This is a genomic window from Kribbella sp. NPDC059898 (assembly GCF_042730855.1).
Taxonomy (GTDB): domain Bacteria; phylum Actinomycetota; class Actinomycetes; order Propionibacteriales; family Kribbellaceae; genus Kribbella.
In genome coordinates this window covers 664,484-686,472 of record NZ_JBHWKR010000001.1, presented here as the reverse complement: position 1 = coordinate 686,472, position 21,989 = coordinate 664,484, and the positions used below count along the sequence as shown (strand labels likewise).

The 21,989-nt window shown below is 70.1% G+C and carries 18 protein-coding genes; 8 read left to right on the top strand and 10 right to left on the bottom strand.

Annotated features, from left to right (window positions below; translation table 11 throughout):
- Nucleotides 1-65: 65 nt before the first annotated feature.
- Nucleotides 66-833, bottom strand: coding sequence for an SDR family NAD(P)-dependent oxidoreductase (locus ACFV9C_RS03465; protein WP_380190468.1), 768 nt, complete (start codon nucleotides 831-833; stop codon nucleotides 66-68).
- 18 nt (nucleotides 834-851) lie between these two features.
- On the opposite strand from ACFV9C_RS03465, the gene ACFV9C_RS03460 reads away from it, so the two are divergent.
- Both ACFV9C_RS03460 and ACFV9C_RS03455 read left to right on the top strand, forming a co-directional pair.
- Nucleotides 852-1,049: a hypothetical protein gene (locus tag ACFV9C_RS03460; protein WP_380190467.1), complete on the top strand. Its 198-nt coding sequence runs from the start codon at nucleotides 852-854 to the stop codon at nucleotides 1,047-1,049.
- Between the two features lie 61 nt (nucleotides 1,050-1,110).
- Nucleotides 1,111-1,650: a GNAT family N-acetyltransferase gene (locus ACFV9C_RS03455; RefSeq protein ID WP_380190466.1), complete on the top strand. Its 540-nt coding sequence runs from the start codon at nucleotides 1,111-1,113 to the stop codon at nucleotides 1,648-1,650.
- 210 nt (nucleotides 1,651-1,860) lie between these two features.
- Here the strand turns inward: ACFV9C_RS03455 and ACFV9C_RS03450 are convergent, their stop codons facing one another.
- From ACFV9C_RS03450 to ACFV9C_RS03425, 6 genes are read right to left on the bottom strand one after another with little or no spacing between them, the layout of a single operon-like run.
- Nucleotides 1,861-2,676, bottom strand: a complete 816-nt coding sequence (locus ACFV9C_RS03450) for a bifunctional allantoicase/(S)-ureidoglycine aminohydrolase (protein ID WP_380190465.1) — start codon at nucleotides 2,674-2,676, stop codon at nucleotides 1,861-1,863.
- On the bottom strand, nucleotides 2,673-4,013 hold the full coding sequence (gene allB, locus ACFV9C_RS03445; protein ID WP_380190464.1) for an allantoinase AllB: 1,341 nt from the start codon (nucleotides 4,011-4,013) through the stop codon (nucleotides 2,673-2,675). Before allB ends, ACFV9C_RS03450 begins: the two co-directional genes overlap by 4 nt.
- Nucleotides 4,010-5,200 carry a glycerate kinase gene (locus tag ACFV9C_RS03440; RefSeq protein WP_380190463.1) on the bottom strand — a complete coding sequence of 397 codons (1,191 nt, stop codon included), beginning with the start codon at nucleotides 5,198-5,200 and terminating at the stop codon, nucleotides 4,010-4,012. The genes allB and ACFV9C_RS03440 overlap by 4 nt, the downstream gene beginning before the upstream one ends.
- 1 nt (nucleotide 5,201) lies before the next feature.
- Complete coding sequence (gene gcl / locus ACFV9C_RS03435) at nucleotides 5,202-6,971, bottom strand: glyoxylate carboligase (protein ID WP_380190462.1); 1,770 nt, start codon at nucleotides 6,969-6,971, stop codon at nucleotides 5,202-5,204.
- Complete coding sequence (locus ACFV9C_RS03430; protein ID WP_380190461.1) at nucleotides 6,971-7,855, bottom strand: 2-hydroxy-3-oxopropionate reductase; 885 nt, start codon at nucleotides 7,853-7,855, stop codon at nucleotides 6,971-6,973. The genes gcl and ACFV9C_RS03430 overlap by 1 nt, the downstream gene beginning before the upstream one ends.
- 17 nt (nucleotides 7,856-7,872) lie before the next feature.
- Nucleotides 7,873-8,673: a hydroxypyruvate isomerase family protein gene (locus tag ACFV9C_RS03425; protein ID WP_380190460.1), complete on the bottom strand. Its 801-nt coding sequence runs from the start codon at nucleotides 8,671-8,673 to the stop codon at nucleotides 7,873-7,875.
- Between the two features lie 154 nt (nucleotides 8,674-8,827).
- On the opposite strand from ACFV9C_RS03425, the gene ACFV9C_RS03420 reads away from it, so the two are divergent.
- The 6 genes from ACFV9C_RS03420 (at nucleotide 8,828) to guaD (ending at nucleotide 18,632) form a co-directional block, all read left to right on the top strand.
- Nucleotides 8,828-10,546, top strand: coding sequence for a PucR family transcriptional regulator (locus ACFV9C_RS03420; protein WP_380190459.1), 1,719 nt, complete (start codon nucleotides 8,828-8,830; stop codon nucleotides 10,544-10,546).
- Nucleotides 10,547-10,674: 128 nt separating this feature from the next.
- A complete protein-coding gene (uraD, locus tag ACFV9C_RS03415) occupies nucleotides 10,675-12,588 on the top strand; it encodes a 2-oxo-4-hydroxy-4-carboxy-5-ureidoimidazoline decarboxylase (protein ID WP_380190458.1) in 1,914 nt (637 codons plus the stop codon).
- Nucleotides 12,585-14,168, top strand: coding sequence for a xanthine dehydrogenase small subunit (locus ACFV9C_RS03410; RefSeq protein ID WP_380190457.1), 1,584 nt, complete (start codon nucleotides 12,585-12,587; stop codon nucleotides 14,166-14,168). Before uraD ends, ACFV9C_RS03410 begins: the two co-directional genes overlap by 4 nt.
- Nucleotides 14,165-16,492 (top strand): xanthine dehydrogenase molybdopterin binding subunit, encoded by a 2,328-nt coding sequence (gene xdhB / locus ACFV9C_RS03405; protein WP_380190456.1) that lies wholly within the window; start codon nucleotides 14,165-14,167, stop codon nucleotides 16,490-16,492. Before ACFV9C_RS03410 ends, xdhB begins: the two co-directional genes overlap by 4 nt.
- A complete protein-coding gene (gene xdhC / locus ACFV9C_RS03400; RefSeq protein WP_380190455.1) occupies nucleotides 16,480-17,358 on the top strand; it encodes a xanthine dehydrogenase accessory protein XdhC in 879 nt (292 codons plus the stop codon). Before xdhB ends, xdhC begins: the two co-directional genes overlap by 13 nt.
- A complete protein-coding gene (gene guaD / locus ACFV9C_RS03395; protein WP_380190454.1) occupies nucleotides 17,355-18,632 on the top strand; it encodes a guanine deaminase in 1,278 nt (425 codons plus the stop codon). Before xdhC ends, guaD begins: the two co-directional genes overlap by 4 nt.
- 27 nt (nucleotides 18,633-18,659) lie before the next feature.
- Here the strand turns inward: guaD and ACFV9C_RS03390 are convergent, their stop codons facing one another.
- From ACFV9C_RS03390 to pucL, 3 genes are all read right to left on the bottom strand, one after another.
- A complete protein-coding gene (locus ACFV9C_RS03390) occupies nucleotides 18,660-19,613 on the bottom strand; it encodes a type IV toxin-antitoxin system AbiEi family antitoxin domain-containing protein (RefSeq protein ID WP_380190453.1) in 954 nt (317 codons plus the stop codon).
- A gap of 117 nt (nucleotides 19,614-19,730) precedes the next feature.
- Nucleotides 19,731-21,068, bottom strand: a complete 1,338-nt coding sequence (locus ACFV9C_RS03385) for an 8-oxoguanine deaminase (protein ID WP_380190452.1) — start codon at nucleotides 21,066-21,068, stop codon at nucleotides 19,731-19,733.
- Complete coding sequence (pucL, locus tag ACFV9C_RS03380) at nucleotides 21,068-21,988, bottom strand: factor-independent urate hydroxylase (protein ID WP_380190451.1); 921 nt, start codon at nucleotides 21,986-21,988, stop codon at nucleotides 21,068-21,070. Before pucL ends, ACFV9C_RS03385 begins: the two co-directional genes overlap by 1 nt.
- Nucleotide 21,989 lies beyond the last annotated feature (1 nt).

Below are 21,989 nucleotides of genomic sequence, written 5' to 3'. Positions count from 1 at the left end.
CTGCGCGACTGCAGGCCCCACCGGCCCGACGAAACCATCAGCCCTTACTGACAAGAGCCTTTGAGCTACGGCGTTAGTTGCCCGCCGTTGATCTCGACTATCTGGCCAGTGACGTACGACGACATTCGCTCGGAGGCGAGGAACAGGATTGTGCCGACGCATTCGTGCGGCGTACCGGTGCGCCCCATCGGGATCGTCGCGAGCATCGCCTGCAGCTGCGCGTCACCGGTGTGCCGGTCGTGGAACGGCGTCTTGATCACGCCCGGCGCGATCGCGTTCACCCGGATCCCGTCCGGCGCCAGCTCCTTCGCCAGCCCGCGGGTGAACGTACTCACCGCACCCTTCGACGTGGCGTACACCACCGAGCCACCCGCGCCGCCGGTCCGCCCGGCGATCGACGTGACGTTGATGATCGACCCGCTGCCCTGGCCCTTGAACACCGGCACGATCCGCCGGCTGAGCGCGAACACCGAGGTCAGGTTGACGTCCAGGATCCGGTGGAACTCCTCGTCCGGTACGTCGGCGATCGGGGACCGGTGGACCAGGTCGCCGGCGTTGTTCACGAGTACGTCGATCCGCCCGTGCCGCGCGAGCACCTCGTCCACGAACGCGTCCGCCGCCTTCGGGTCGGCGAGGTCCGCCTGGTGCAACGACGCCGTACCGCCCGCCGTCTGCACCGCCCCGACGGTGTGCTTCGCCCCCTCCTCGTTGCGGTGGTAATGCAGCGCGACCGTCGCCCCGGCCTCCGCGAACCCGACCGCCGCCGCGGCCCCGATCCCGCTGCTGGCCCCGGTCACCACCACAACCTGATCCCTGAAATCCAGATATCCCATGCGCCCTATCCTCTACCAGTGCCGCACACCGTTCTCCTCGCCGCGTATGTCGTGTGGCCGGCCGGCGTCGTCCTCCTCCGCCTGACCGCACACACCCGTGGCCGCTGCCTGGTCTTCACCAGCGTCGGCTACCTGGTCGCGCTGGTGATCGCAACGACCGCCACCCCGTCGTCCGTAGCGGTCCCGTTGGGCCTGATGCTCGGCGGGTCTCGGTGAACTGGTGGTGAACGCGCCGTGCGGCGGGATGGTGGCTCGGGGGCGGGGGTATTTTCGATGGATGGGATACGCGCTCGGGGAGCTCGGGCTCCGGCGGTGGCGGACTGGGGATGCGTTGCGGCTGGCGGCGGCGCACGATGATCCGGCGATGGTGAACCAGGGCGGGATCGTGGACCGGGCGTCCGCGGTCGACTGGATCGGCCGGGTCGCGGACCTCGACAACGGGCACGTGTACGCCGTGGCGGACGCGGACGACCACCCGATCGGGTGCGTGGGGGTGACGAACATCGACCGGCACCGGGTCGGCTGGACCTGGTACTGGACGCTCGCCGACGCCCGCGGCCACGGCGTGGCGCAGGACGCCCTCCGCGCGCTCGCGGACTGGGCCCACCACGAGGCCGGCCTGTACCGCCTCGAGCTGGGCCACCAACTCGACAACCCGGCCTCCTGCGCGGTCGCCGCCGGCGCCGGCTTCCTCTCCGAGGGCGTCGAACGCCAACGCCTCGCCTTCGACGGCACCCGGTACGACGTCGAACGCCACGCGCGCCTGCTCACCGACCCCCTCGACCCGCCCAGCCGCCCGGTCCGCGTAGTCAGCTGAAACTGTCGGTGGCGCCCGCTAGCGTTCCGGGATGTGACGCCCGACCTGCTGCTGACCGACGTACCGACCGAGGCCGACGAGGCCGCGGTCTCCGACGGCCTGGACACGTTCAACTTCGAGGCCGCCGGCATACACAACCGCCGTCCGTTGGCCGTGCTGGTGAAGGTACGCGGCGCCGGCTCGGCAGCCGGATCTACTTCTGGAAGGACCTCACAGTGTGAGCTTGGGGTGGCGGTTGACGTCTTTGTAGAGGAGGTAGCGGAAGCGGCCGGGGCCGCCGGCGTAGCAGGCCTGCGGGCAGAAGGCGCGGAGCCACATGAAGTCGCCTTCCTGGACCTCGACCCAATCCTTGTTCAGCAGGTAGATGGCCTTGCCCTCCAGGACGTACAGGCCGTGCTCCATCACATGCGTCTCCGGGAACGGGATCACCCCGCCGGGCTCGAACGTCACGATGTTCACGTGCATGTCATGACGTACGTCGTCCGGGTCCACGAACCGCTGCGTCTGCCACGCACCGTCTGTGTCCGGCATCTCCCGCCCCTCGACGTCCGCCTCGTTGGTGACCAGCGCGGGCGGTACGTCGATCCCCTCGACCCGCTCGTACGCCTTCCGCACCAGGTGAAAGGTCGTCGGAGCGTCGCTGGTGTTCCGCACGGTCCAGTCCGCGCCGGGCGGCAGGTACGCGTACCCGCCCTCGATGAGCGTGTGCTTCTCGCCCGCGACCGTCAGCACAATGTTGCCTGAGGCAACAAACAGCACGGCCTCGGCGGCCGGGTCGGTCTCCGGCTTGTCGCTGCCACCGCCCGGTGCGACCTCGACGATGTACTGCGAGAACGTCTCCGCGAACCCGGACAGCGGCCGCGCGATCACCCACAGCCGGGTGTCGTCCCAGAACGGCAGCCGGCTGGTGACGATGTCCGTCATCGTGCCGCGCGGCAGCACGGCGTACGCCTCGGTGAAGACCGCGCGGTCGGTGGTCAGCTGGGTCTGCGGGGGCAGCCCGCCCTTCGGGGCATAGAAGGTCATCGTTCTCCTCGGGTCAGCAGGCGGCCGCGCGGGTCGGCGGCGAGGTCGACGGGTACGCCGTGCAGCCAGGTGCCGCGGACGACACCGGTCAGCGTGCGGCCGTCGTACGGCGTGATGGCGTTCTTGTGCTGGAGCTGGTGCGCGTCGACGGTGAACGTCTCGTCGGGGGCGAGCACGCACAGGTCGGCGTCGTACCCGACCTCGATCCGGCCCTTCGTCCGCAGGCCCGTCTGGGCGGCGGGCGCCTCGGCCATCCAGCGGATCACGTCCGCGAGGGTGAACCCGCGGTCGCGGGCCTCGGTCCAGATCGCGGACAGGCCGAGCTGGAGGGACGCGATTCCGCCCCAGGCGGTGCCGAAGTCGCCGGTGTCCAGGTGCTTGAGGTCGATCGTGGACGGCGAGTGGTCGGACACAATCTGGTCAATGGTGCCGTCGCGGAGGCCGTCCCAGAGCAGCTCGCGGTTTGCGGCCTCGCGGATCGGCGGGCAGCACTTGTACTGCGTGGCGCCGTCCGGGATGTCCTCCGCGTCGAAGCTGAGGTAGTGCGGGCAGGTCTCGGCGCTGATCCGTACGCCGTCCGCGCGGGCCTTCGCGAGCAGCGGGAGGACCTCGGCGCTGGAGACGTGCAGGATGTGGACGCGGCAGCCGGTCTCGCGGGCGAGGTCGATGACGTGCTGCACCGCCTCGTTCTCCGCCGTACGAGGGCGGGAATTGAGGAAGGCCTCGTAGCTCGCGCCGTCGGGCTGGGTCGCCTCGTCGATCCGGTGCGCGTCCTCGGCGTGCACGATCAGCAGGCCGTCGAAGCTCGCGATCTCGCGCATCGCCTCGCCGAGCTGGGCCGGGTCGAGCGGTGGGAACTCGTCGACGCCGGAGTGCAGGAGGAAGCATTTGTACCCGAAGACGCCGGCGTCGTGGAGCGGGCGGAGATCGGGGACGTTGCCCGGGATCGCACCACCCCAGAAGCCGACGTCGACATACGCCTGGGTCTCGGCGGTCTTCCGCTTGAGCGTCAGCGCGGGGACGTCGCAGGTCGGCGGGATGCTGTTCAGCGGCATGTCGACGATCGTGGTGACACCGCCCGCCGCGGCGGCCTTGGTCGCGGAGGTGAAGCCCTCCCAGTCGGTGCGGCCGGGGTCGTTCACGTGCACGTGGGAGTCGACCAGCCCTGGCAGCAGTACCTCGTCGTCGGCCAGCCGGACATCGGTCGCCGCGTCGAGCTCGGCGTCGTACGGCGAGATCGCAACGATCCGCCCGTCCCGGACGCCGATCGCGGCCGCCTGCTCGCCGCCGCCACGCACCACTCGACGGGATCTGATCACGAGATCCAGAGCGTTCATGCGATGCCTTTCTCTCTTCGTGTCATCGTAAGGTGCTCCACCGCGATCCGTTCGCCGAGCTCTTCGAGGAGCGGACGGGGTTCGGCGATGCAGCGCCGTACGTCGGGCTCGACGTCGGTGAGCGCATACGCCGCCGAAACGCCGATCTCCTTGAGCTGCTCCGGGGCGAGCTTGTTCACGCCACAGACCGCTACTACCTGAGTGTCGGGTGTGGCCGTCGGTCGACGGAGGGCACGGACGGCTGCCGCTACACCGGCGACCGCCTTGCCGTGGAGGGTTTGTTCGTCGAGCGCACCTTCGCCGGTGACCACCAGGTCCGCACCGGCGAGCTTCTCGCTGAACCGCACCATCTCCAGCACGAGGTCGATCCCGGCCCTCAACTCGGCCCCGAGCAGCGCGATCGCCGCGAACCCGACCCCACCGGCGGCGCCCGCACCCGGGGTGTCGCGCAGGTCCGCGCCGGTCTCCCGAGCCACCAGATCCGCCCACTCCCCGAGCCGCCGATCCAACTCGACAACCTGCGCCGGAGTAGCACCCTTCTGCGGCCCGTAGACAGCCGCCGCTCCCCGGGGCCCGGTCAACGGATTGTCCACATCACAGGCAACCACAACCTCAACCCCATGCAACCGCCGCCGAAGCGCCGCCAGGTCGAGGCCACCACCACTCTTCGGAACATTTTCGTCGCATAGCGCCGAATTGTTTCCGCAAAGGCGCCCGGCGAGCGCATCGATCAGGCCTCGGCCGCCGTCCGTTGAGGCGCTGCCGCCGATGCCGAGGATGATGCGGTTGCAGCCGGCGTCCACGGCGGCGGCGATCAGTTCGCCGGTGCCGTACGACGTGGCGGTGAGGGGTGCCGGTGTGCCGCCGGGCAGGTGGACCAGGCCCGAGACGTCGGCCAGTTCTACTACCGCGGTGTTGCCCAGGCGGGCGTAGCCGGAACGCACGGGTTCGCCTGTCGGGCCGGAGGCGGTGACCGGGTGCAGGGTGTAGCCGGCGGCGACGGCGGCTGACAGGGTGCCGTCGCCGCCGTCGGCTACGGGGACCGAGGTCACGGTGGCGTCGGGGCAGACTCGTCGTACCCCGACGCCGACCGCTTCCGCGACCTCGGCGCTCGTCAGCGTTCCCTTGAACTTGTCCGAGGCGACCACCATCCGCAGGCCGAACCCCTCGAACGACGCCGTTGCCATGTCAGTCCAGCAACGCGAGCGCGGTGGGCGCGTCCTCGGGCGCGATCGCCAGGTCCTCGAACTCGATCACGTTGTCGATCTCGACACCCATCGACACGTTCGTGACCCGCTCCAGGATGACCTCGACGACGACCGGCACCCGGTGCTCGACCATCAGCTTCTTCGCCTGCTCCAGCGCCGGCAGGATCCCGTCCGGCTCGGACACCCGCAGCGCCTTGCAGCCGAGGCCTTCGACGACCTTCACGTGGTCGACGCCGTACCCCGCGACCTCCGGGCTGTTGATGTTCTCGAAGGACAGCTGCACGCAGTAGTCCATGTCGAAGTTCCGCTGCGCCTGGCGGATCAGGCCGAGGTACGAGTTGTTCACCACGACGTGGATGTACGGGATGTTGAACTGCGCCCCGACCGCCAGCTCTTCGATCAGGAACTGGAAGTCGTAGTCGCCCGACAGCGCGACGACCGTGCTGTCCGGATCCGCCGTAGCGACACCCAACGTCGCCGGCACGGTCCAGCCGAGCGGCCCGGCCTGGCCGGCGTTGATCCAGTGCCGCGGCCGGTACACATGCAGCATCTGCGCTGCCTGGATCTGCGACAGCCCGATCGTCGACACGTACCGGACGTCCGGGCCGAACGCGCGGTTCATCTCCTCGTACACCCGCTGCGGCTTGATCGGCACCGCGTCGAAGTGCGTCTTCCGCTGCAGCGTCGTCTTACGCTCACGGCACTCCGCGGCCCACGCCGTACGGTCCGGCAGCGATCCGGCCCGTTCGCGGGCGACCTCGACGAAGGCCTCCAGCGCGGCGCGCGCGTCCGACACCACGCCGTAGTCCGGCGCGAACACCCGCCCGATCTGCGTCGGCTCGATGTCGACATGGATGAACTTGCGAGAACCGCGGTACACGTCCAGCCCGCCGGTGTGCCGGTTCGCCCACCGGTTGCCGATCCCGAGCACCAGGTCGGACGCGAGCAGCGTCGCGTTGCCGTACCGGTGCGAGGTCTGCAGCCCGACCATGCCCGCGCTCAACGGGTGGTCGTCCGCGATCGCACCCCAGCCCATCAACGTCGGTACGACGGGAACGCCGGTGAGCTCGGCGAACTCGACCAACAGGTCGGCCGCGTCGGCGTTGATGGTGCCGCCGCCCGCGACGATCAGCGGATGCTCAGCGGCCGCGAGCATGTCGAGCACCTTCTCCGCCTGCGCGCGGGTGGCCGCGGGACGGGAGACCGGAAGCGGCTCGTACGTCGCGATGTCGAAGTCGATCTCGGCCAGCTGGACGTCGATCGGCAGGTCGATCAGCACGGGACCCGGCCGGCCTTCGCGCATCACCTGGAACGCCTTCTGGAAGGTGCCCGGGACCTGCGCGGCCTCCATCACGGTGACGGCCCACTTCGCGACCGGCTTGGCGATCGCGGAGATGTCGACGGCCTGGAAGTCCTCCTTGTGCAGCTTCGCGACCGGCGCCTGCCCGGTGATGCACAGGATCGGGATCGAGTCCGCGGCCGCGGAGTACAGCCCGGTGATCATGTCGGTGCCGGCCGGTCCCGACGTACCGATGCAGACGCCGATGTTGCCGGCCTTCGCCCGGGTGTAGCCCTCGGCCATGTGCGACGCGGCCTCAACGTGCCGGGCGAGCACGTGCTTGATGCCGCCGTGCGCGCGCATCGCGCTGTAGAACGGGTTGATCGCGGCTCCCGGCAGCCCGAAGGCCTGCGTCGAGCCTTCCTTCTCCAGGATCAGTACGGCGGCGTCCACCGCCCGCATGCGTGCCATCAGTCGATGTCCTTCCCGGACAGGCGCTCCACACCGCGGAGCAGCGCGGAATGGTCGAGCTTGCCGTCGCCGTTCGCGCGGGCGGACGCGACCAGCTGCGCCACCAGGGCACCGAGCGGTACGACGACGCCGGCCTCGCGGGCGGCCGCGGTGACGATGCCCATGTCCTTGTGGTGCAGGTCGATCCGGAACCCGGGCGCGAAGGAGCGCGACAGCATGTTCTCCTTCTTCTGGTTCAGTACGGCGGAACCCGCCAGGCCGCCGCCCAGTACCTCGAGGGCCGCCTTGGTGTCGACGCCGTACGCCTCCAGGAAGACGACCGCCTCGGCGACCGCCTGGATGTTCGCGGCGACGATCAGCTGGTTGGCCGCCTTCACGGTCTGGCCGGAGCCGCTCGGGCCGACGTGCACGACGGTCTTGCCGACCGCGTCGAACACGGACTTGGCCTGCGCGAAGTCGTCCGCCTCGCCACCGACCATGATCGACAGCGCGGCGTTCTTGGCGCCCGCCTCGCCGCCGGAGACCGGGGCGTCGAGCAGCCGGAAGCCGAGCGCGCGGGCCTGCTCGGCGAGCTGCTGGGTGACGTCCGGGCGGATGCTGGAGAAGTCGATGATCAGCGCGCCGGTGCCGGCGTTCTGGAAGACGCCGTTCTCGCCTTCGAGGACGTCCTGGACGTCCGGCGAGTCGGGCACCATCACGCAGATCACGTCCGCGCCCTTGACCGCCTCGGCGATCGTGGGGACGGCCCGGCCGCCGGCCTCGACCAGCGGGGCGGCGCGCTCGGCGCTGCGGTCGACACCGGTCACACTGTGTCCGGCGTTGGCGAGGTGGACGGCCATCGGGTTGCCCATGATGCCGAGGCCGATGAAGGCGATGTTCGTCATTTCGTCTCCTAGGGAATTCAGCGGCGCTCGAACGGCAGCCAGCCGAAGCTTGTTTCGGTGGTGGTGGAGGGCTTGTACTCGAGCCCGACCCAGCCGGCGTAGCCGTTCGCCTCCAGGGCGCTGAGCTGGTGGTCGAGCGGGAGCGTGCCGGTGCCGGGCTCGTTGCGGCCCGGGTTGTCCGCGATCTGCACGTGCGCGACCCGGTCGGTGTGCTCGGCGATCACCCGGTCGACGTCGTCGCCGTTGACCGCGAGGTGGTACAGGTCCGCGAGCAGCCCGATGTTCGGTGCCTGCACGCGGTCGATCACCTTGAGCGCGTCGGCGGCGAGCTTGAGCGGGTACCGCGGGGCGCCGCTGACCGGCTCGACCAGGACGGTGGCGCCGATCCGCGCGGCGGCCTGGGCGGCCAGCCCGAGGTTCTCGACCGCGACGTCGTCCTGCTCCTGCTCGGTCGCGCCGTCCACCCGGTTGCCGTACAGGGCGTTGAAGCCCTGGGTGCCGAGCCGCTCGCCGATGCCGACCGTGACGTCGACGTTGTCCCGGAACTCGCCGGACCTCTTCGGCCAGGAGACCAGGCCGCGGTCGCCGCCGGGCATGTCGCCGGCGAAGAAGTTCAGGCCGGTCAGCTGGACGCCGGCGTCGGTGACCGCGTTCACGAACGCGTCGACCTGGCGGTCCGGCGGGACGGCCTCGACGAACGGCCACCAGAACTCCACCGCGCTGAACCCGGCCCGCTGGGCGGCCGCGGGCCGCTCGAGCAGGGGCAGCTCGGTGAAGAGCAACGAACAGTTCACCGTGTACCGCAACTGGTGACTCATCCCGTCTCCAACTTCCGCATTGTGGAACTTGATTTCTGTTCTGCGAAATAGACCATAAGTCGGCGGATGCGGGCCGTCAAGCGTCCGGCAGTCCTCTATGAGGGCTGTCCCCCGCGTACGCGCGCGTTGTACGTTCCTCTAAAGGAGGTATGCCGTGCTGCTCGCCGAACTGCTCGACGCGCCCGAGCTCGGGCTGCGCCTGCTGTACTCCGCGGGCGGCGTACTGGATCGCCCGATCGGGCGGCTGGTGACGACCGACCTGCTGGAGCCGGGGCGGTACCTGAGCGGCGGCGAGGTGGTGCTGACCGGGCTTGTGTGGCGGCGGCAGCCGGAGGACAGCGCGGTGTTCGTGGCGTCGGTCGCGGCGCGTGGGGCGACCACGATCCTCGCGGGCAAGGCGCAACTGGGCGACGTACCGGAGGATTTGCTGGCGGCCTGCCGGGAGCATCAGATGACGCTCGTCGAGGTGCCGATCGAGGTCGCGTTCGCGGACGTCACGGAGTACGTCGCGGCGGCCGGGTCGGCGGAGACCGGCGCGCGGTTGTCGGCCAGCCTGGTCCGGCAGCGGCAGCTGTTGTCGTCGATCGCGGCCGGGCGCAGCCTGGACGAACTCGCCGCCCGCATCTCCGCCGAGATCGGACACGACTGCCGGGTCCTGACACCCACCGGCCGACACGTCGTACCGGGCCCGGGCGAACTCGACCCCGACACCGTCGACGCAATCGCCCGCCGCTTCCTCACCGCCGAACGCATGCCCACCGTCGCAACGGCACCGACCGTCGCCGGCCCAACCGGGGCAGGCCCGACCGGGGCCTCCGCGGCGGGGGCCGGGGCTGCCCGGGTTGGGGCAGGCGGGGTCGGGGCGAGGGCGGGCGCGGCGGGCCAGGCGGGCGCAGCGGGCGACGCGGCAGGAGCCACGGGCGCGGCCGGCGCGGCCGGCGCGGCCGGCGCGGCCGGCGCGTACAGCTTGTTTCCGGTGGGGTCGGGGTTCGGGAATCGGTTGACGGCGTGGTTTCTGGCGATCGACGGGGATCACACGACCTGGTCGCACGATCACGTGGAGGCGGTGCACGAGCTGTGTGCGATCGCTGCCCTCGACCGCGCCCGGCGTGACGAGGGGCGCCGGGCGCTCCGTCCGTTGGTCGCGGACGCGCTCGCGCTCGTGGAGTCCGGCGCGCCGCAGACTGAGGTCGCCGCGCGCCTGCGGCAGGCGGGCGCACACTCGGAACGACCGCTGGTCGTCGCGGTCGCCGGCCTCCGCGACGACGGCGACCACGGCCCGAGCGAGGTCGCGCTGACGTTGCTCGAAGACGTCGCGCTGACAGTCGGCCCCGCGGTCGTGGCGCCCGGCCGCGACGGCCTGCTCGTCGGGTTCCTGCCGTTCACGCCGGAGCTTGCGGAGCACCTGCGGCGCGCGTTCGGCCGGCTCGCTCCGGGGTTGAACCGGGCGCATCTCGCGGTCGGGATCAGCGGCGAGACGGCGATCGACGCGCTCGCCGGCGCACTCGAGGAGGCCCGGTTCGCCCAGCGCGCGGCCGGAGCGGCCCGCGCACCGGTCTCCGTGGTCACGTCGGACGAGGTCGCCTCGCACGTCCTCCTGCTCGCCACGCTGCCCGACGACGTACGGCGTACGTACAGCAACCGCGTCCTCGGAGCGGTGATCGACCACGACCGGCGTACCCACGCCGACCTGCTGACGACGCTGCAGGCGTTCCTCGCCTGCTCGTGTTCCTGGACGCGTACGGCCGAGTCGCTGCACCTGCACGTCAACACCGTTCGCTACCGGATCGAACGCGTTGAGCAACTGACCGGACGCGATCTGTCGAGCCTCGAGGACCGGGTGGACGTGTTCCTCGCGCTCAAGTCCCTGTAACTGTGTGATCACACAAAACAGGGCGTTCTCCGGCTGTTCATCTTCGGAGGTTCACCGGGTGCAATCCACAGTCTGTTGAGCCGATGCTCAGGTGCAGGTCACATCCCCCGCGCCGAGGAGCGTCCCCGATGAAGGCAAACCTGCGACCCAGTCGCCATCCCGTAGACCAGGTGCTGCCGCCCGGCAAGCTCGCGGTGTACGGCGCCCAGCACGTGCTGGCGTTCTACGCCGGGGCGGTGATCGTGCCGATCCTGCTCGCCAGCGCGATCGGCCTGAACACCCAGCAGCTCATCCACCTGATCAACGCGGACCTCTTCACCTGCGGGATCGCCTCGATCATCCAGTCCGTCGGGTTCTGGAAGGTCGGTGTCCGGCTGCCGCTGCTGCAGGGCGTCACGTTCACGGCGGTCTCGCCGATGATCGCGATCGGGCTCGCGGCCGGTGGCGGCACCAACGGTCTGCTGGTGATCTACGGCTCGGTCCTGGTCGCCGGCCTGGCGACGTTCTTCATCGCGCCGTACTTCAGCAAGCTGATCCGGTTCTTCCCGCCGGTGGTGACCGGCTCGGTGATCACGATCATCGGCCTGGCGCTGCTGCCGGTCGCGGCCGGGGACGCGGTCGGCGGGGCGGGACCGACGGCGGCACCGACCAGCGGCAAGAACATGGCGTACGCGCTCGGCACGCTGGCGCTGATCGTGCTGATCCAGCGCGTGTTCAAGGGCTTCATGGCGACCATCGCCGTACTCGTCGGCCTGCTGGTCGGGACGCTGGTGGCCTGGGCGTTCGGCGACGCGCACTTCAGCGCGGTGCACGACGCGGCCTGGGTCGGCGTGACGCAGCCGTTCTACTTCGGCTGGCCGAAGTTCTCGGTCGCCGCGATCATTTCGATGATCGTGGTCATGCTGATCACCGCTGTCGAGACCACCGGTGACGTGTTCGCGACCGGTGAGATCGTCGAGAAGCGGATCGGCCGCGACGACATCGCCCGGGCGCTGCGGGCCGACGGCCTGGCGACCACGATCGGCGGCGTCTTCAACTCGTTCCCGTACACCTGCTTCGCGGAGAACGTCGGCCTGGTCCGGCTGACCCGGATCCGTAGCCGCTGGGTGGTCGCCACCGCCGGGGCGATCATGATCCTGATCGGGCTGCTGCCGAAGGCCGGCGCGATCGTGGCCGGCGTACCGCATCCGGTGCTCGGCGGCGCGGCCCTGGCGATGTTCGCGACGGTCGCCGTGGTCGGGTTCCAGACGCTCGCGAAGGTCGACTTCCACGACCACCGGAACGTGGTGATCGTCGCGACCAGCGTCGGGCTGGCGATGTACGTGACCGCGCAGCCGCAGGTCGCGCAGGCGGTGCCGCACTGGGCCCAGATCATCTTCGGCAGCGGCATCACGCTCGGCAGCCTGACCGCGATCTTCCTGAACATCCTGTTCCACCACGTCGGCAAGAACTTCGGCCCGGCGGTCGCGGGGCAGCCCGGCGACACGGTCCGGCTCGACCAGGTGAACACGATGACGCAGGCCGAGTTCGTCGAGACGTTCGGCGGCCTGTTCCATGGACCGCGCTGGGCGGTCGAGCGGGCCTGGGAGATGCGCCCGTACGCCGACACGCACGCGCTCCGGCGGTCGTTCCAGGAGGCGCTGTTCTCCGGGTCCCGCGAGGAGCAGGTCGAACTGATCCAGGCGTACCCGCAACTCGGGTCGCAGTTCGTCGCCGACGGGCTGAGCGGCGAGGCGTCGCTGCGGGACCAGTCCGACAAGGGGCTGACGTTCCTCGGCGACCCCGAGCGGGACGAGCTGACCGCGATCACGTCGGCGTACGAGGACCGCTTCGGGTTCCCGCTGGTGATCTCGGTGCGGGACGCCGAGTCGTACGAACGGATCCTCGAGCAGGGCCGCGAACGGCTCGGGAACTGCGAGAACCAGGAGCACGCGGCCGCCCTGCTGGAGATCGCGAAGATCGCCGGCTACCGGTTCGACGACTTCGTGTCCGACGCCAACCCGATCCACTCCGCGCGTACCCGATGGAGCAGCAACCGATGACCACGCAAGCCCTGCGCACCCCCGCGCTGACCGTGAACGGCGACGTCACCCCGATCGGTGACGTCTCCGTCCACACCACCGTCCTCGACTGGCTCCGCAACCGCGGCCTGACCGGCGCCAAGGAGGGCTGCGCCGAGGGCGAGTGCGGCGCCTGCTCGGTGCTGGTCGCCCGCGCCGGCACTTCGTCGGCGACCGAGTGGATCGCGGTGAACGCCTGCCTGCTCCCGGTCGCCTCGCTGGACGGCCAGGAGCTCGTCACGTCCGAGGGACTGGGGTCGGCCGCCGAGCTCCACCCGGTCCAGAAGGAGATGGCCGTCCGAGGCGGTTCCCAGTGCGGCTACTGCACCCCCGGCTTCATCTGCAGCATGGCAGCGGAGTACTACCGCCCCGGCCGCGCCGCGACCGTGCAAGGTGAGCGAGCAGCCGCGGGAGGTGCGCGAGCGGTCGCCGCCGCGATCCCGCCGTCGGCTCACACCGGCGCGACCGCCGCAGGCGCCGGCTCGGAGGCTGACGCCGTCGGTGGTGCGGGTGCCGGTGCGAGTGCCGGTGCGGGTGTCGACCATGAGCATGGGGCTAATGGGTTCGATCTGCATTCGTTGAGTGGGAATCTTTGCCGGTGTACGGGGTATCGGCCGATCCGGGACGCCGCTTATGCGCTGGACGAGCCGGCGGAGGACGACGTGTTCGCCGTACGCCGCAGCTCCCCGCCGCCCGCTCCGGCGGCGACCGGCATGGTCTCCCCCGAGGGCGAGTTCATCCGGCCGACCAGCCTCGCCGAAACCCTCACAGTGCTGGGTGAGCGGGACGATGCGGTGGTAGTAGCCGGTTCGACCGACCTCGGCGTACAGGTGAACATCTTCGGCTCCCGCCCACAGCTGACCATCGCGATCGACCGGCTGGAGGAGCTGCGCGAGTTCGCCTTCGGCCCGGACGAAGTACGACTGGGCGCCGCACTGACATTGACGGAGATCGAGCGGCGGCTGGCTGGGCGAGTTCCGTTGCTCGCGCAGCTGTTCCCGCAGTTCGCGTCGCGGCTGATCCGGAACGGCGCGACGATCGGGGGGAACCTCGGGACCGGATCACCTATCGGCGATACACCCCCCGCGCTCCTGGCCCTGGATGCGAAGTTGGTGCTCGCGTCCAGCCGGGGAGAGCGGGTGGTGCCGTTGGCTGAGTACTTCACCGGGTATCGGCAGACGGTCAAGGCACCGGACGAGCTGATCCGGACGATCGTGCTTCCGTTGCCCTTGGCACCGATCACTGCGTTCCACAAGATCGCCAAGCGCCGCTTCGACGACATCTCCAGCGTCGCGATCGGGTACGCGCTCACCATCATCGACGGCGTCGTACAGGACGCCAAGATCGGCCTCGGCGGCGTCGCCGCCACCCCGCTGCGCGCGACCGCGACCGAGCAAGTGTTGACCGGCCGGCCGTGGAACGAGACGACCGTACGGACCGCCGCCGCGGTGCTCGCGGGTGAGGGTACGCCGATGGACGACCACCGGGCGAGCTCGTCGTACCGCTCCGCGATGCTCGGCCAGTCGCTACTGCGCTTCTACCACCAGGAGGCGATCGCATGAGCTCGCTGTCCGAACGCCCTGCCGCCGGAGCGATCGGCGTACCCCTGCCCCACGAGAGCGCCGCGCTCCACGTCACCGGAACCGCTTTATATACAGACGATCTGGTGATGCGCACCCGCGACGTACTGCACGCCTTCCCGGTGCAGTCCCCGCACGCGCACGCGCGGATCATCGCGCTCCGGGTGAAGCCGGCGTACGACGTCCCGGGTGTCGTCCGGGTGCTGACCGCGGACGACGTACCAGGGGTCAATGACGCCGGTGTGAAGCACGACGAGCCGCTGTTCCCGGACGAGGTGATGTTCAACGGGCATGCGGTGTGTTGGGTACTCGCGGAGACGTTGGAGGCCGCGCGGCTCGGGGCGGCGGCCGTGGAGGTCGAGTACGAGCCGCTGCCGGCGCTGATCGAGGTCCGCGACGCGATCGAGGCCGGGAGCTTCCAGGGGATCGGGCGGCACTTGGAGCGGGGCGACGTCGCCGGCGCGTTGGACCAGGCTGCATACGTATACACCGGCGAGTTCGAGTTCGCGGGGCAGGAACACTTCTACCTCGAGACGCATGCGGCGTTGGCGCTGGTGGACGAGTACGGGCAGATCTTCGTGCAGTCGAGTACGCAGCATCCGTCCGAGACGCAGGAGATCGTCGCGCATGTGCTCGGGCTGGCCAGTCATTCGGTGACGGTGCAGTGCCTGCGGATGGGCGGCGGGTTCGGCGGCAAGGAGATGCAGCCGCACGGGTTCGCGGCGATCGCGGCGCTCGGCGCGACGCTGACCGGGCGGCCGGTCCGGTTGCGGCTGAACCGGACGCAGGACATGACGATGTCGGGCAAGCGGCACGGGTTCCACTCGTCGTGGACCGTCGGCTTCTCGGACGACGGCCGGTTGGTGGCGCTCGATGCCACGTTGACCGCGGACGGCGGGTGGAGCCTCGACCTGTCGGAGCCGGTGCTGGCGCGGGCGATGTGCCACATCGACAACGCGTACGAGATCCCGCACGTCCGCGTCGACGGGCAGATCGCAAAGACCAACAAGACGTCGCAGACCGCGTTCCGCGGGTTCGGCGGGCCGCAGGGGATGCTCGTGATCGAGGACATCCTCGGCCGGTGCGCCCCGCTGCTCGGGTACGACGCGAACGAGCTGCGGCGGCGGAACTTCTACCAGCCGGGCGACTCCACGCCGTACGGGCAACCGGTACGGCACGCGGATCGACTCGAGTCGTGCTGGTCGCAGGTGCTGTCTCTTGGTGACGTGGATGAGCGGGTTGCGGAGATCGCGGAGTTCAACGCGGCGCATCCGTTCGTGAAGCGTGGGCTGGCGATGACGCCGGTGAAGTTCGGGATCTCGTTCAACCTGACCGCGTTCAACCAGGCCGGTGCGCTGGTGCACGTGTACAAGGACGGGTCGGTGCTGATCAACCACGGCGGCACCGAGATGGGGCAGGGCCTGCACACGAAGATGCTGCAGGTCGCGGCGACGACCCTCGGCGTACCACTCGAAAGGGTGCGGTTGGCGCCGACCCGGACCGACAAGGTGCCGAACACGTCCGCGACCGCGGCATCGTCCGGCGCCGACCTGAACGGGGCGGCGATCAAGCACGCATGCGAGCAGATCCGCGAGCGGCTCGCGCAGGTCGCCGGCGGGAAGCTCGGGATCAGTCCGCTGGACGTGCGATTCGCCGACGGACTCGTCCGCGGGCTGTCCGGGGACGGCGTGGGCTGGAACGAACTGGTCAACCTCGCGTATCACCAGCGGGTGCAGCTGTGGGCGGCCGGGTTCTACCGGACCGAGGGCCTGCACTGGGACGCGAACGCGATGCGCGGCGAGCCGTTCAAGTACTTCGCGTACGGCGTGGCCGCGTCGGAGGTGGAGGTCGACGGGTTCACGGGTTCGTACACGCTGCGGCGGGTCGACATCGTGCACGACGTCGGCGACAGCCTCAGCCCGCTGATCGACATCGGCCAGATCGAGGGCGGGTTTGTCCAGGGCGCCGGGTGGCTGACGCTGGAGGACCTCCGCTGGGACACGAAGACCGGCCGGCTGTCGACGCAGGCCGCCAGCACGTACAAGCTCCCGAGCTTCTCCGAGATGCCGGAAGTCTTCAACGTGACTCTCCTGGAAAAGGCCCACGAGGACGGCGCGGTCTACGGTTCGAAGGCTGTCGGTGAACCCCCACTGATGCTCGCCTTCTCCGTCCGGGAAGCCCTACGCCAGGCAGCCGCCGCCTTCGGCCCACCCGGCACCAGCGTCGACCTCCCGTCACCGGCCACACCAGAGGCCATCTATTGGGCGCTCGATCGGGCCCGAGGAGGTGCCTCATGGAGTGGGTGAAGGCTGTTCAGCGGTTGCGGGCCCGGCGTGAGGCTGGGGTGTTGGTGACCGTCTTGTCCGTGCGCGGGCATGCGCCTCGGGAGGCCGGCGCGAAGATGGTTGTTGCCATGGACAACCTCTGGGGGACGGTCGGCGGCGGCAACCTGGAGGCGTTGGGGATCTCTCGCTCGCGCGAGATGATTGCCCAAGGCATCAGCATTCCGGAGGTGCTGACGGCGGCGTTGTCCGACAAAGCGCCGTACCAGCACGGGGTTCAGTGTTGTGGTGGTGAGGTGCAGTTGTTACTGGAACCGTTGCCTGTGGTGCCGTCGGTGGCGATCTTCGGGGTCGGGCACGTGGGGCTCGAGCTGGCGCGGATCCTCGCGCGGCACGATCTCGAGCTGCATCTGGTCGACTCGCGCGCGGATCAGCTGACGGGCGGACGGCTCGGCGTACTGGACGATGCGGTCGCGCAGGTCCATGTGCACAACGTTCCGGTGCTTCCCGAGCTGGTCGTCGGGGAGCTGCCGGCCGGTACGCACGTCGTGATCATGACGCACGACCACGCCGAGGACGCCGCGCTCTGCGACGCCGCGATCCGGAACGAGCAGCTCGCCACCATCGGGCTGATCGGGTCGAGCGCGAAGTGGACTCGGTTCCAGCGCAAGCTCGCCGAGGACGGGAACCCGCCCGAGGCGATCGCCCGGATCACCACCCCGATCGGCACCCCGGGCATCACCGGCAAGCAGCCGGCCGTGATCGCGGTCAGCGTCGCCGCCTGGCTCCTCGAACGCTTCACCGAACAAGCAACTGCCGCGCGGCTTCCCGTGCCGGCTCGATCTGCCGAGCGTCGCCCCGCCTCGGCTCAGCGTAAGGCACAAGCATGACTCTCTACCGTGGCACGTTCATCGACACCCCGGAGAACCCGTTCACGGGCGCCGGGCTGCGGGTCGACAGCGACGCCGGCCTGCTCGTCGAGGACGGGGTGATCGTTGCCCGTGGCCCGTACCTGGAGATCCGCGAGGCGCACCCCGCCGAGCAGGTCGTGGACCTCCGCGACGGCGTCGTACTCCCCGGGTTCGTCGACACGCACGTGCACTTCCCGCAGATCCGCGCGGTCGGCGGCCTCGGCCTGCCGCTGCTCGAGTGGCTGGACCGGTACGCCCTCCCGGAGGAGGCGCGGATGGCCGACGTCGAGTACGCGACCGGCGTCGCGCAGGAGTTCGTCCGCGGGTTGGCAGCGGCCGGTACGACGTCCGCGCTGGTCTTCGGCGCGCACTACGTCGATGCCGTCGACGCGCTCTTCACCGCCGCGTCCAAGGTCGGGCTCCGGGTGACGAGCGGCCTGGTCCTGAGCGACCGGCTGCTGCGGCCGGAACTGCTCACCACGCCGGTCCGCGCGTACGCCGAATCGCTCGCCCTCGCGAACCGCTGGCACAACGTCGGCCGCAACCGGTACGCCGTCACGCCCCGCTTCTCGCTGTCCTGCACCGACGACCTGCTCGCCACCTGCCACGAACTGATGGAGGCGATCCCCGGCGCCCTGTTCACCTCGCACGTGAACGAGAACGAGGCCGAGATCGCGACGGTCGCCGACCTGTTCGGCGGCAGCGACTACGTGACAACGTACGACCGGCACGGCCTGGTGGACCGGCGTACTGTGCTCGCCCACAACGTGCACCCGACGGACGTCGAGCTCAAGACCCTCGCGACCAGCGGCGCCACGGTCGCCCACTGCCCGACGAGCAACGCGGCCCTCGGAAGCGGGCTGTTCCCGCTGACGCGCCACCTGCAGCACGGCGTACGCGTCGCGCTCGGGTCCGACGTCGGCGCCGGCACCGGCTTCTCCCTCCTCAAGGAAGGCCTCCAGGCGTACTTCTGCCAGCAACTCCTCGGCGACCAGGGCCGCCCGCTCACCGCCGCCCACCTCCTCTACCTGGCCACCACCGCCGGCGCCGAGGCCCTCGACCTCCCCCACGTAGGCCACCTCTCCGTAGGCCAAGCCTTCGACGCCCAACTCCTCCGCCCCACCGAAGGCTCCCCCCTCGCGGTAGCCATCACCCACGCCGAAGACACCGAAGAAGCCCTCGCCCGAATCTTCACCCTAGGCACCCCCGCCGACATCCAGGCCGTCTGGCTCAACGGCGACCTCCTCCACTGAGCACCTCCGCTGGGGTCGCGCAACACGCTATTGCTTGTCGCGCGACCCTGGCGGATGTCTCGCGATCCCCCGCCAGATCCGCGCGGCGGTCTCGTGCGCGCGGTTGAGGTCCGCCCAGCCGAAGCGAAGGACGCCGTACCCGCGCTCGCGGAGGCGGTCCTCCCGCCACTTCTCCGCGAGTACGGCGTCCGCACCGTCGATGTACTTCAGCGCGCCGTCGAACTCGATCACCAGCACGCCGCCGAGCAGAAAGTCGACGCGCGCGATCGGCCGCCCGTTGTCGTCCCCGATCTCCACCTGCAACTCCGGTGCGGGGAGGCCGTGGTTCGCCATCAGCACGCGGAAACGCGACTCCCCAACGGACTCGCTCAGGCCGTTGGCAAACTGCGCGGCCGCACGCGCGGCGGGAGACCCGTGCCAGCGGTGATGCCGTCGTACGGTCGCGGCCAGGCGCTCCCTGCTCGTGAGGTCCATCCGGAGCGCAGCATCGGCGAGAACGACGCCGACCTCGTAGGTCGAGATACACGTCGTCTCCACGATCGCGCGATCGACGCTGGTGACTCGGAGGCCGCCGAGCTCCACGATCTCGTCGGCGGCGGTGGCGCGGCGATGCACCCGGACCGCCCGACCGCTGCGGGCACGCCCGGAGGCCACTCGGGTGAAGTGTGGTCTGGCCAGATCGGTCCCCCACACGGGTAAGCCGTGCAGCGTCGCCGCGGACTGATGACTCACGACGACGTCCCCGAGCCGCTCGCTCGCCATCCGAACGTTGAGCAGGTGCAACCGGATCGCCCGGTCCCACGGGGGTTCATCGGCGGGCCAGCCGCGTGGGTCGACGTACGAGTTGAAACTCAACCTGAGCCACTGCCCGCTCTGCACGCGCTGTCGCACCTGGCTGTCGCTGTATCCGGCCGCGATGGCGTCCGGGCGCGTGAACCACCCGCCACGGGCGGCCGCGACCACTTCCAATCTCCTGTTCATGCCCAAGAAGGTGCAGGCGTTGACCACCCGCCCGGACACGCAGATCGTGTTTGTGGATAACCCCCGGGGTCGCGGAACAAGCTATTGCTTGTCGCGCGACCCCAGGGGTTGTCGCAATCAGAGCAGGAGGCCGGCCTGGGTGCGCGCGACGTCCGTTGCGAGGGCGGCGGGGTCTGCGGTTTGGAGTACGGCGTGCTCTACGACGGGGCGGCCGTTCGTCAGGAGGAGTGCCAGGGGTGGGGGTGTGGAGAGGGTTAGGGCTACGACCGGGTCGGGGATGCCGGCGTGGGGGAGGCCGGTGAGGTCCCAGAGGGCCAGGTCGGCCAGCTTTCCTGGTTCGAGGGAGCCGATGTCGTCGGAGCGGCCCAGGATGCGGGCGCCGTCGAGGGTGGCCATTTCGAGGGTGTCGCGGACGGTGAGGGCTTGGGGGCCGCCGCGGGCGCGGGCGAACAGGAGGGCGTGGCGGAGTTCTTCGACGAGGCTGCCGGATTCGTTGCTGGCGGCGCCGTCTACGCCCAGGCCGACCGGGGAGCCGGCGGCGCGGAGGTCGGCGGTACGGGCGATGCCGGCGCCGAGGCGGGCATTCGAACTGGGGCAGTGCGCGACGCCCGTACCGGTGCCGCCGAGATGCTTGATCTCCGCGTCGTCGAAGTGGATCCCGTGCGCGAACCACACGTCCGGCCCGGTCCAGCCGAGCTGGTCGGCGTACTCGAGCGGCGTGCACCCGTACGTCTCCCGGCACCACGACGTCTCGTCCGTCGTCTCCGCCAGATGCGTGTGCAGCCGTACGCCGCGACGCCGGGCGAGCTCGGCCGACTCGCGCATCAGTTCACCGCTCACGCTGAACGGCGAGCACGGCGCGACCACGATCTGCAGCATCGCGTCGGATGATGGGTCATGCCAACGGTCGATCGCATCCTCGGTCGCGGTCAGGATCGTGTCCCGGTCCTCGACCACGGAGTCCGGAGGCAGCCCGCCGTCCTTCTGACCGCGGTCCATCGACCCGCGGGCCGGATGGAACCGCAGCCCGATCTCCGAAGCAGCCTGGATCTCCGCCGCGAGCAGATCCCCGCCAGGGAAGACGTAGTGGTGATCGGCGACCGTCGTACACCCGGTGAGCGCAAGTTGCGCGAGCGCGGCCCGCGCCGCGACGTACACGGTCTCCGGAGTGATCCGCGCCCAGACCGGGTACAGCGTGGTCAGCCACTCGAAGAGCGTCGCGTCCGCGGCCAGCCCGCGCGTCACCCACTGGTACAGGTGCTGGTGCGTGTTCACGAACCCCGGTGTGACCAGGCAGCCGCGCCCGTCGACCACCCGGGCGTCGTCGTACGCCGGTGCCGGCCCCGGCCCGGCCGCTACCAGGCGATTGCCCTCGGCAACCACGTGGCCGGTGAACTCGCGCCGGGCCGGATCGAGGGTCGCCACGTGGGCGCCCTCGATCACGATCCGGGACATCAGCAGAAGCCGGCGATGTTGACCCACGCACTGCCCGAGTCACTGGCGTCGTCGCGGGTCACGGACGCCTCGATCAGGCCGTACGGGCGGTCCGCGGCGATGAAGACCTCGCCCGGGTTCTCGACCCCGAACGGCGACAGGTCGACCAGGAAGTGGTGCTTGTTCGGCGCCGAGAACTTGATCTCGGCCACCTCCGGGTGCTGTTCGAGTACTGCGGTACCCATGCCGTACAGCGTCTGCTGCAGCGCGAGGCTGTGGATCGTGGCGAACCGCGACAGCAGCAGCGCCTTGATCGCGTCGTACGACTTGTCCCAGTCGACCGAGCCATCTCCGATTCGACCGGTGTCGTACCGCCAGCGGGCGACCAGCGAGGTCGCGAGGATCCGGTCGTTCGTCTCCGGCAGCGTCGTGTACTCGTCCTTCAGGAACCCGTGGAACTCGGACCCGGTGGACTTCAGTACGACGAGGTCGCTGATCCCGGAGACGACGTACGCCTTCCGGTCCGCGCCGCGGCCGTCGATGTTGACGACCGTGTTCCGCACCCCGGCGCCGCTCCGCACGAACGAGTGGTCGTGCGCCTGACCGTCGACGAGGATCCGCTCCCAGGCGTACTCCTCGACCGCGATCCGCGCGCCGGACGCGGCCGGCGACGCCTCCAGGAACCGGTCGCCGAGGGTCAGCGCGTAGTCCTCGATCGCGCCGACGCCCTTCTCCTTCGCGAGCGCGAACGCGGTGTTCTTCTGCGTGTCGGTCGGCAGTACGCCGGCCTGGTCGCCGGTGGTGTGCGCGGCCGCGAAGTCACCGCGGAGCGAGGTCGACACGTTCAGGTCGCGGATCTGGTGGCGGGGCGTGTCACGGTAGATGCGGACGACGCGGTTCTCGGCTTTGCCGTACTGGTTGGTGCCCAGGTGGATGGCCATC

Excerpts from the sequence above, each read along its gene's own strand:
- ACFV9C_RS03465 (WP_380190468.1), bottom strand. The coding sequence starts at position 833 with ATGGGATATCTGGATTTCAGGGATCAGGTTGTGGTGGTGACCGGGGCC.
- ACFV9C_RS03455 (WP_380190466.1), top strand. The coding sequence starts at position 1,111 with ATGGGATACGCGCTCGGGGAGCTCGGGCTCCGGCGGTGGCGGACTGGG.
- ACFV9C_RS03450 (WP_380190465.1), bottom strand. The coding sequence starts at position 2,676 with ATGACCTTCTATGCCCCGAAGGGCGGGCTGCCCCCGCAGACCCAGCTG.
- allB (WP_380190464.1), bottom strand. The coding sequence starts at position 4,013 with ATGAACGCTCTGGATCTCGTGATCAGATCCCGTCGAGTGGTGCGTGGC.
- ACFV9C_RS03440 (WP_380190463.1), bottom strand. The coding sequence starts at position 5,200 with ATGGCAACGGCGTCGTTCGAGGGGTTCGGCCTGCGGATGGTGGTCGCC.
- gcl (WP_380190462.1), bottom strand. The coding sequence starts at position 6,971 with ATGGCACGCATGCGGGCGGTGGACGCCGCCGTACTGATCCTGGAGAAG.
- ACFV9C_RS03430 (WP_380190461.1), bottom strand. The coding sequence starts at position 7,855 with ATGACGAACATCGCCTTCATCGGCCTCGGCATCATGGGCAACCCGATG.
- ACFV9C_RS03425 (WP_380190460.1), bottom strand. The coding sequence starts at position 8,673 with ATGAGTCACCAGTTGCGGTACACGGTGAACTGTTCGTTGCTCTTCACC.
- uraD (WP_380190458.1), top strand. The coding sequence starts at position 10,675 with ATGAAGGCAAACCTGCGACCCAGTCGCCATCCCGTAGACCAGGTGCTG.
- ACFV9C_RS03410 (WP_380190457.1), top strand. The coding sequence starts at position 12,585 with ATGACCACGCAAGCCCTGCGCACCCCCGCGCTGACCGTGAACGGCGAC.
- xdhB (WP_380190456.1), top strand. The coding sequence starts at position 14,165 with ATGAGCTCGCTGTCCGAACGCCCTGCCGCCGGAGCGATCGGCGTACCC.
- xdhC (WP_380190455.1), top strand. The coding sequence starts at position 16,480 with ATGGAGTGGGTGAAGGCTGTTCAGCGGTTGCGGGCCCGGCGTGAGGCT.
- guaD (WP_380190454.1), top strand. The coding sequence starts at position 17,355 with ATGACTCTCTACCGTGGCACGTTCATCGACACCCCGGAGAACCCGTTC.
- ACFV9C_RS03390 (WP_380190453.1), bottom strand. The coding sequence starts at position 19,613 with ATGAACAGGAGATTGGAAGTGGTCGCGGCCGCCCGTGGCGGGTGGTTC.
- ACFV9C_RS03385 (WP_380190452.1), bottom strand. The coding sequence starts at position 21,068 with ATGTCCCGGATCGTGATCGAGGGCGCCCACGTGGCGACCCTCGATCCG.
- pucL (WP_380190451.1), bottom strand. The coding sequence starts at position 21,988 with ATGGCCATCCACCTGGGCACCAACCAGTACGGCAAAGCCGAGAACCGC.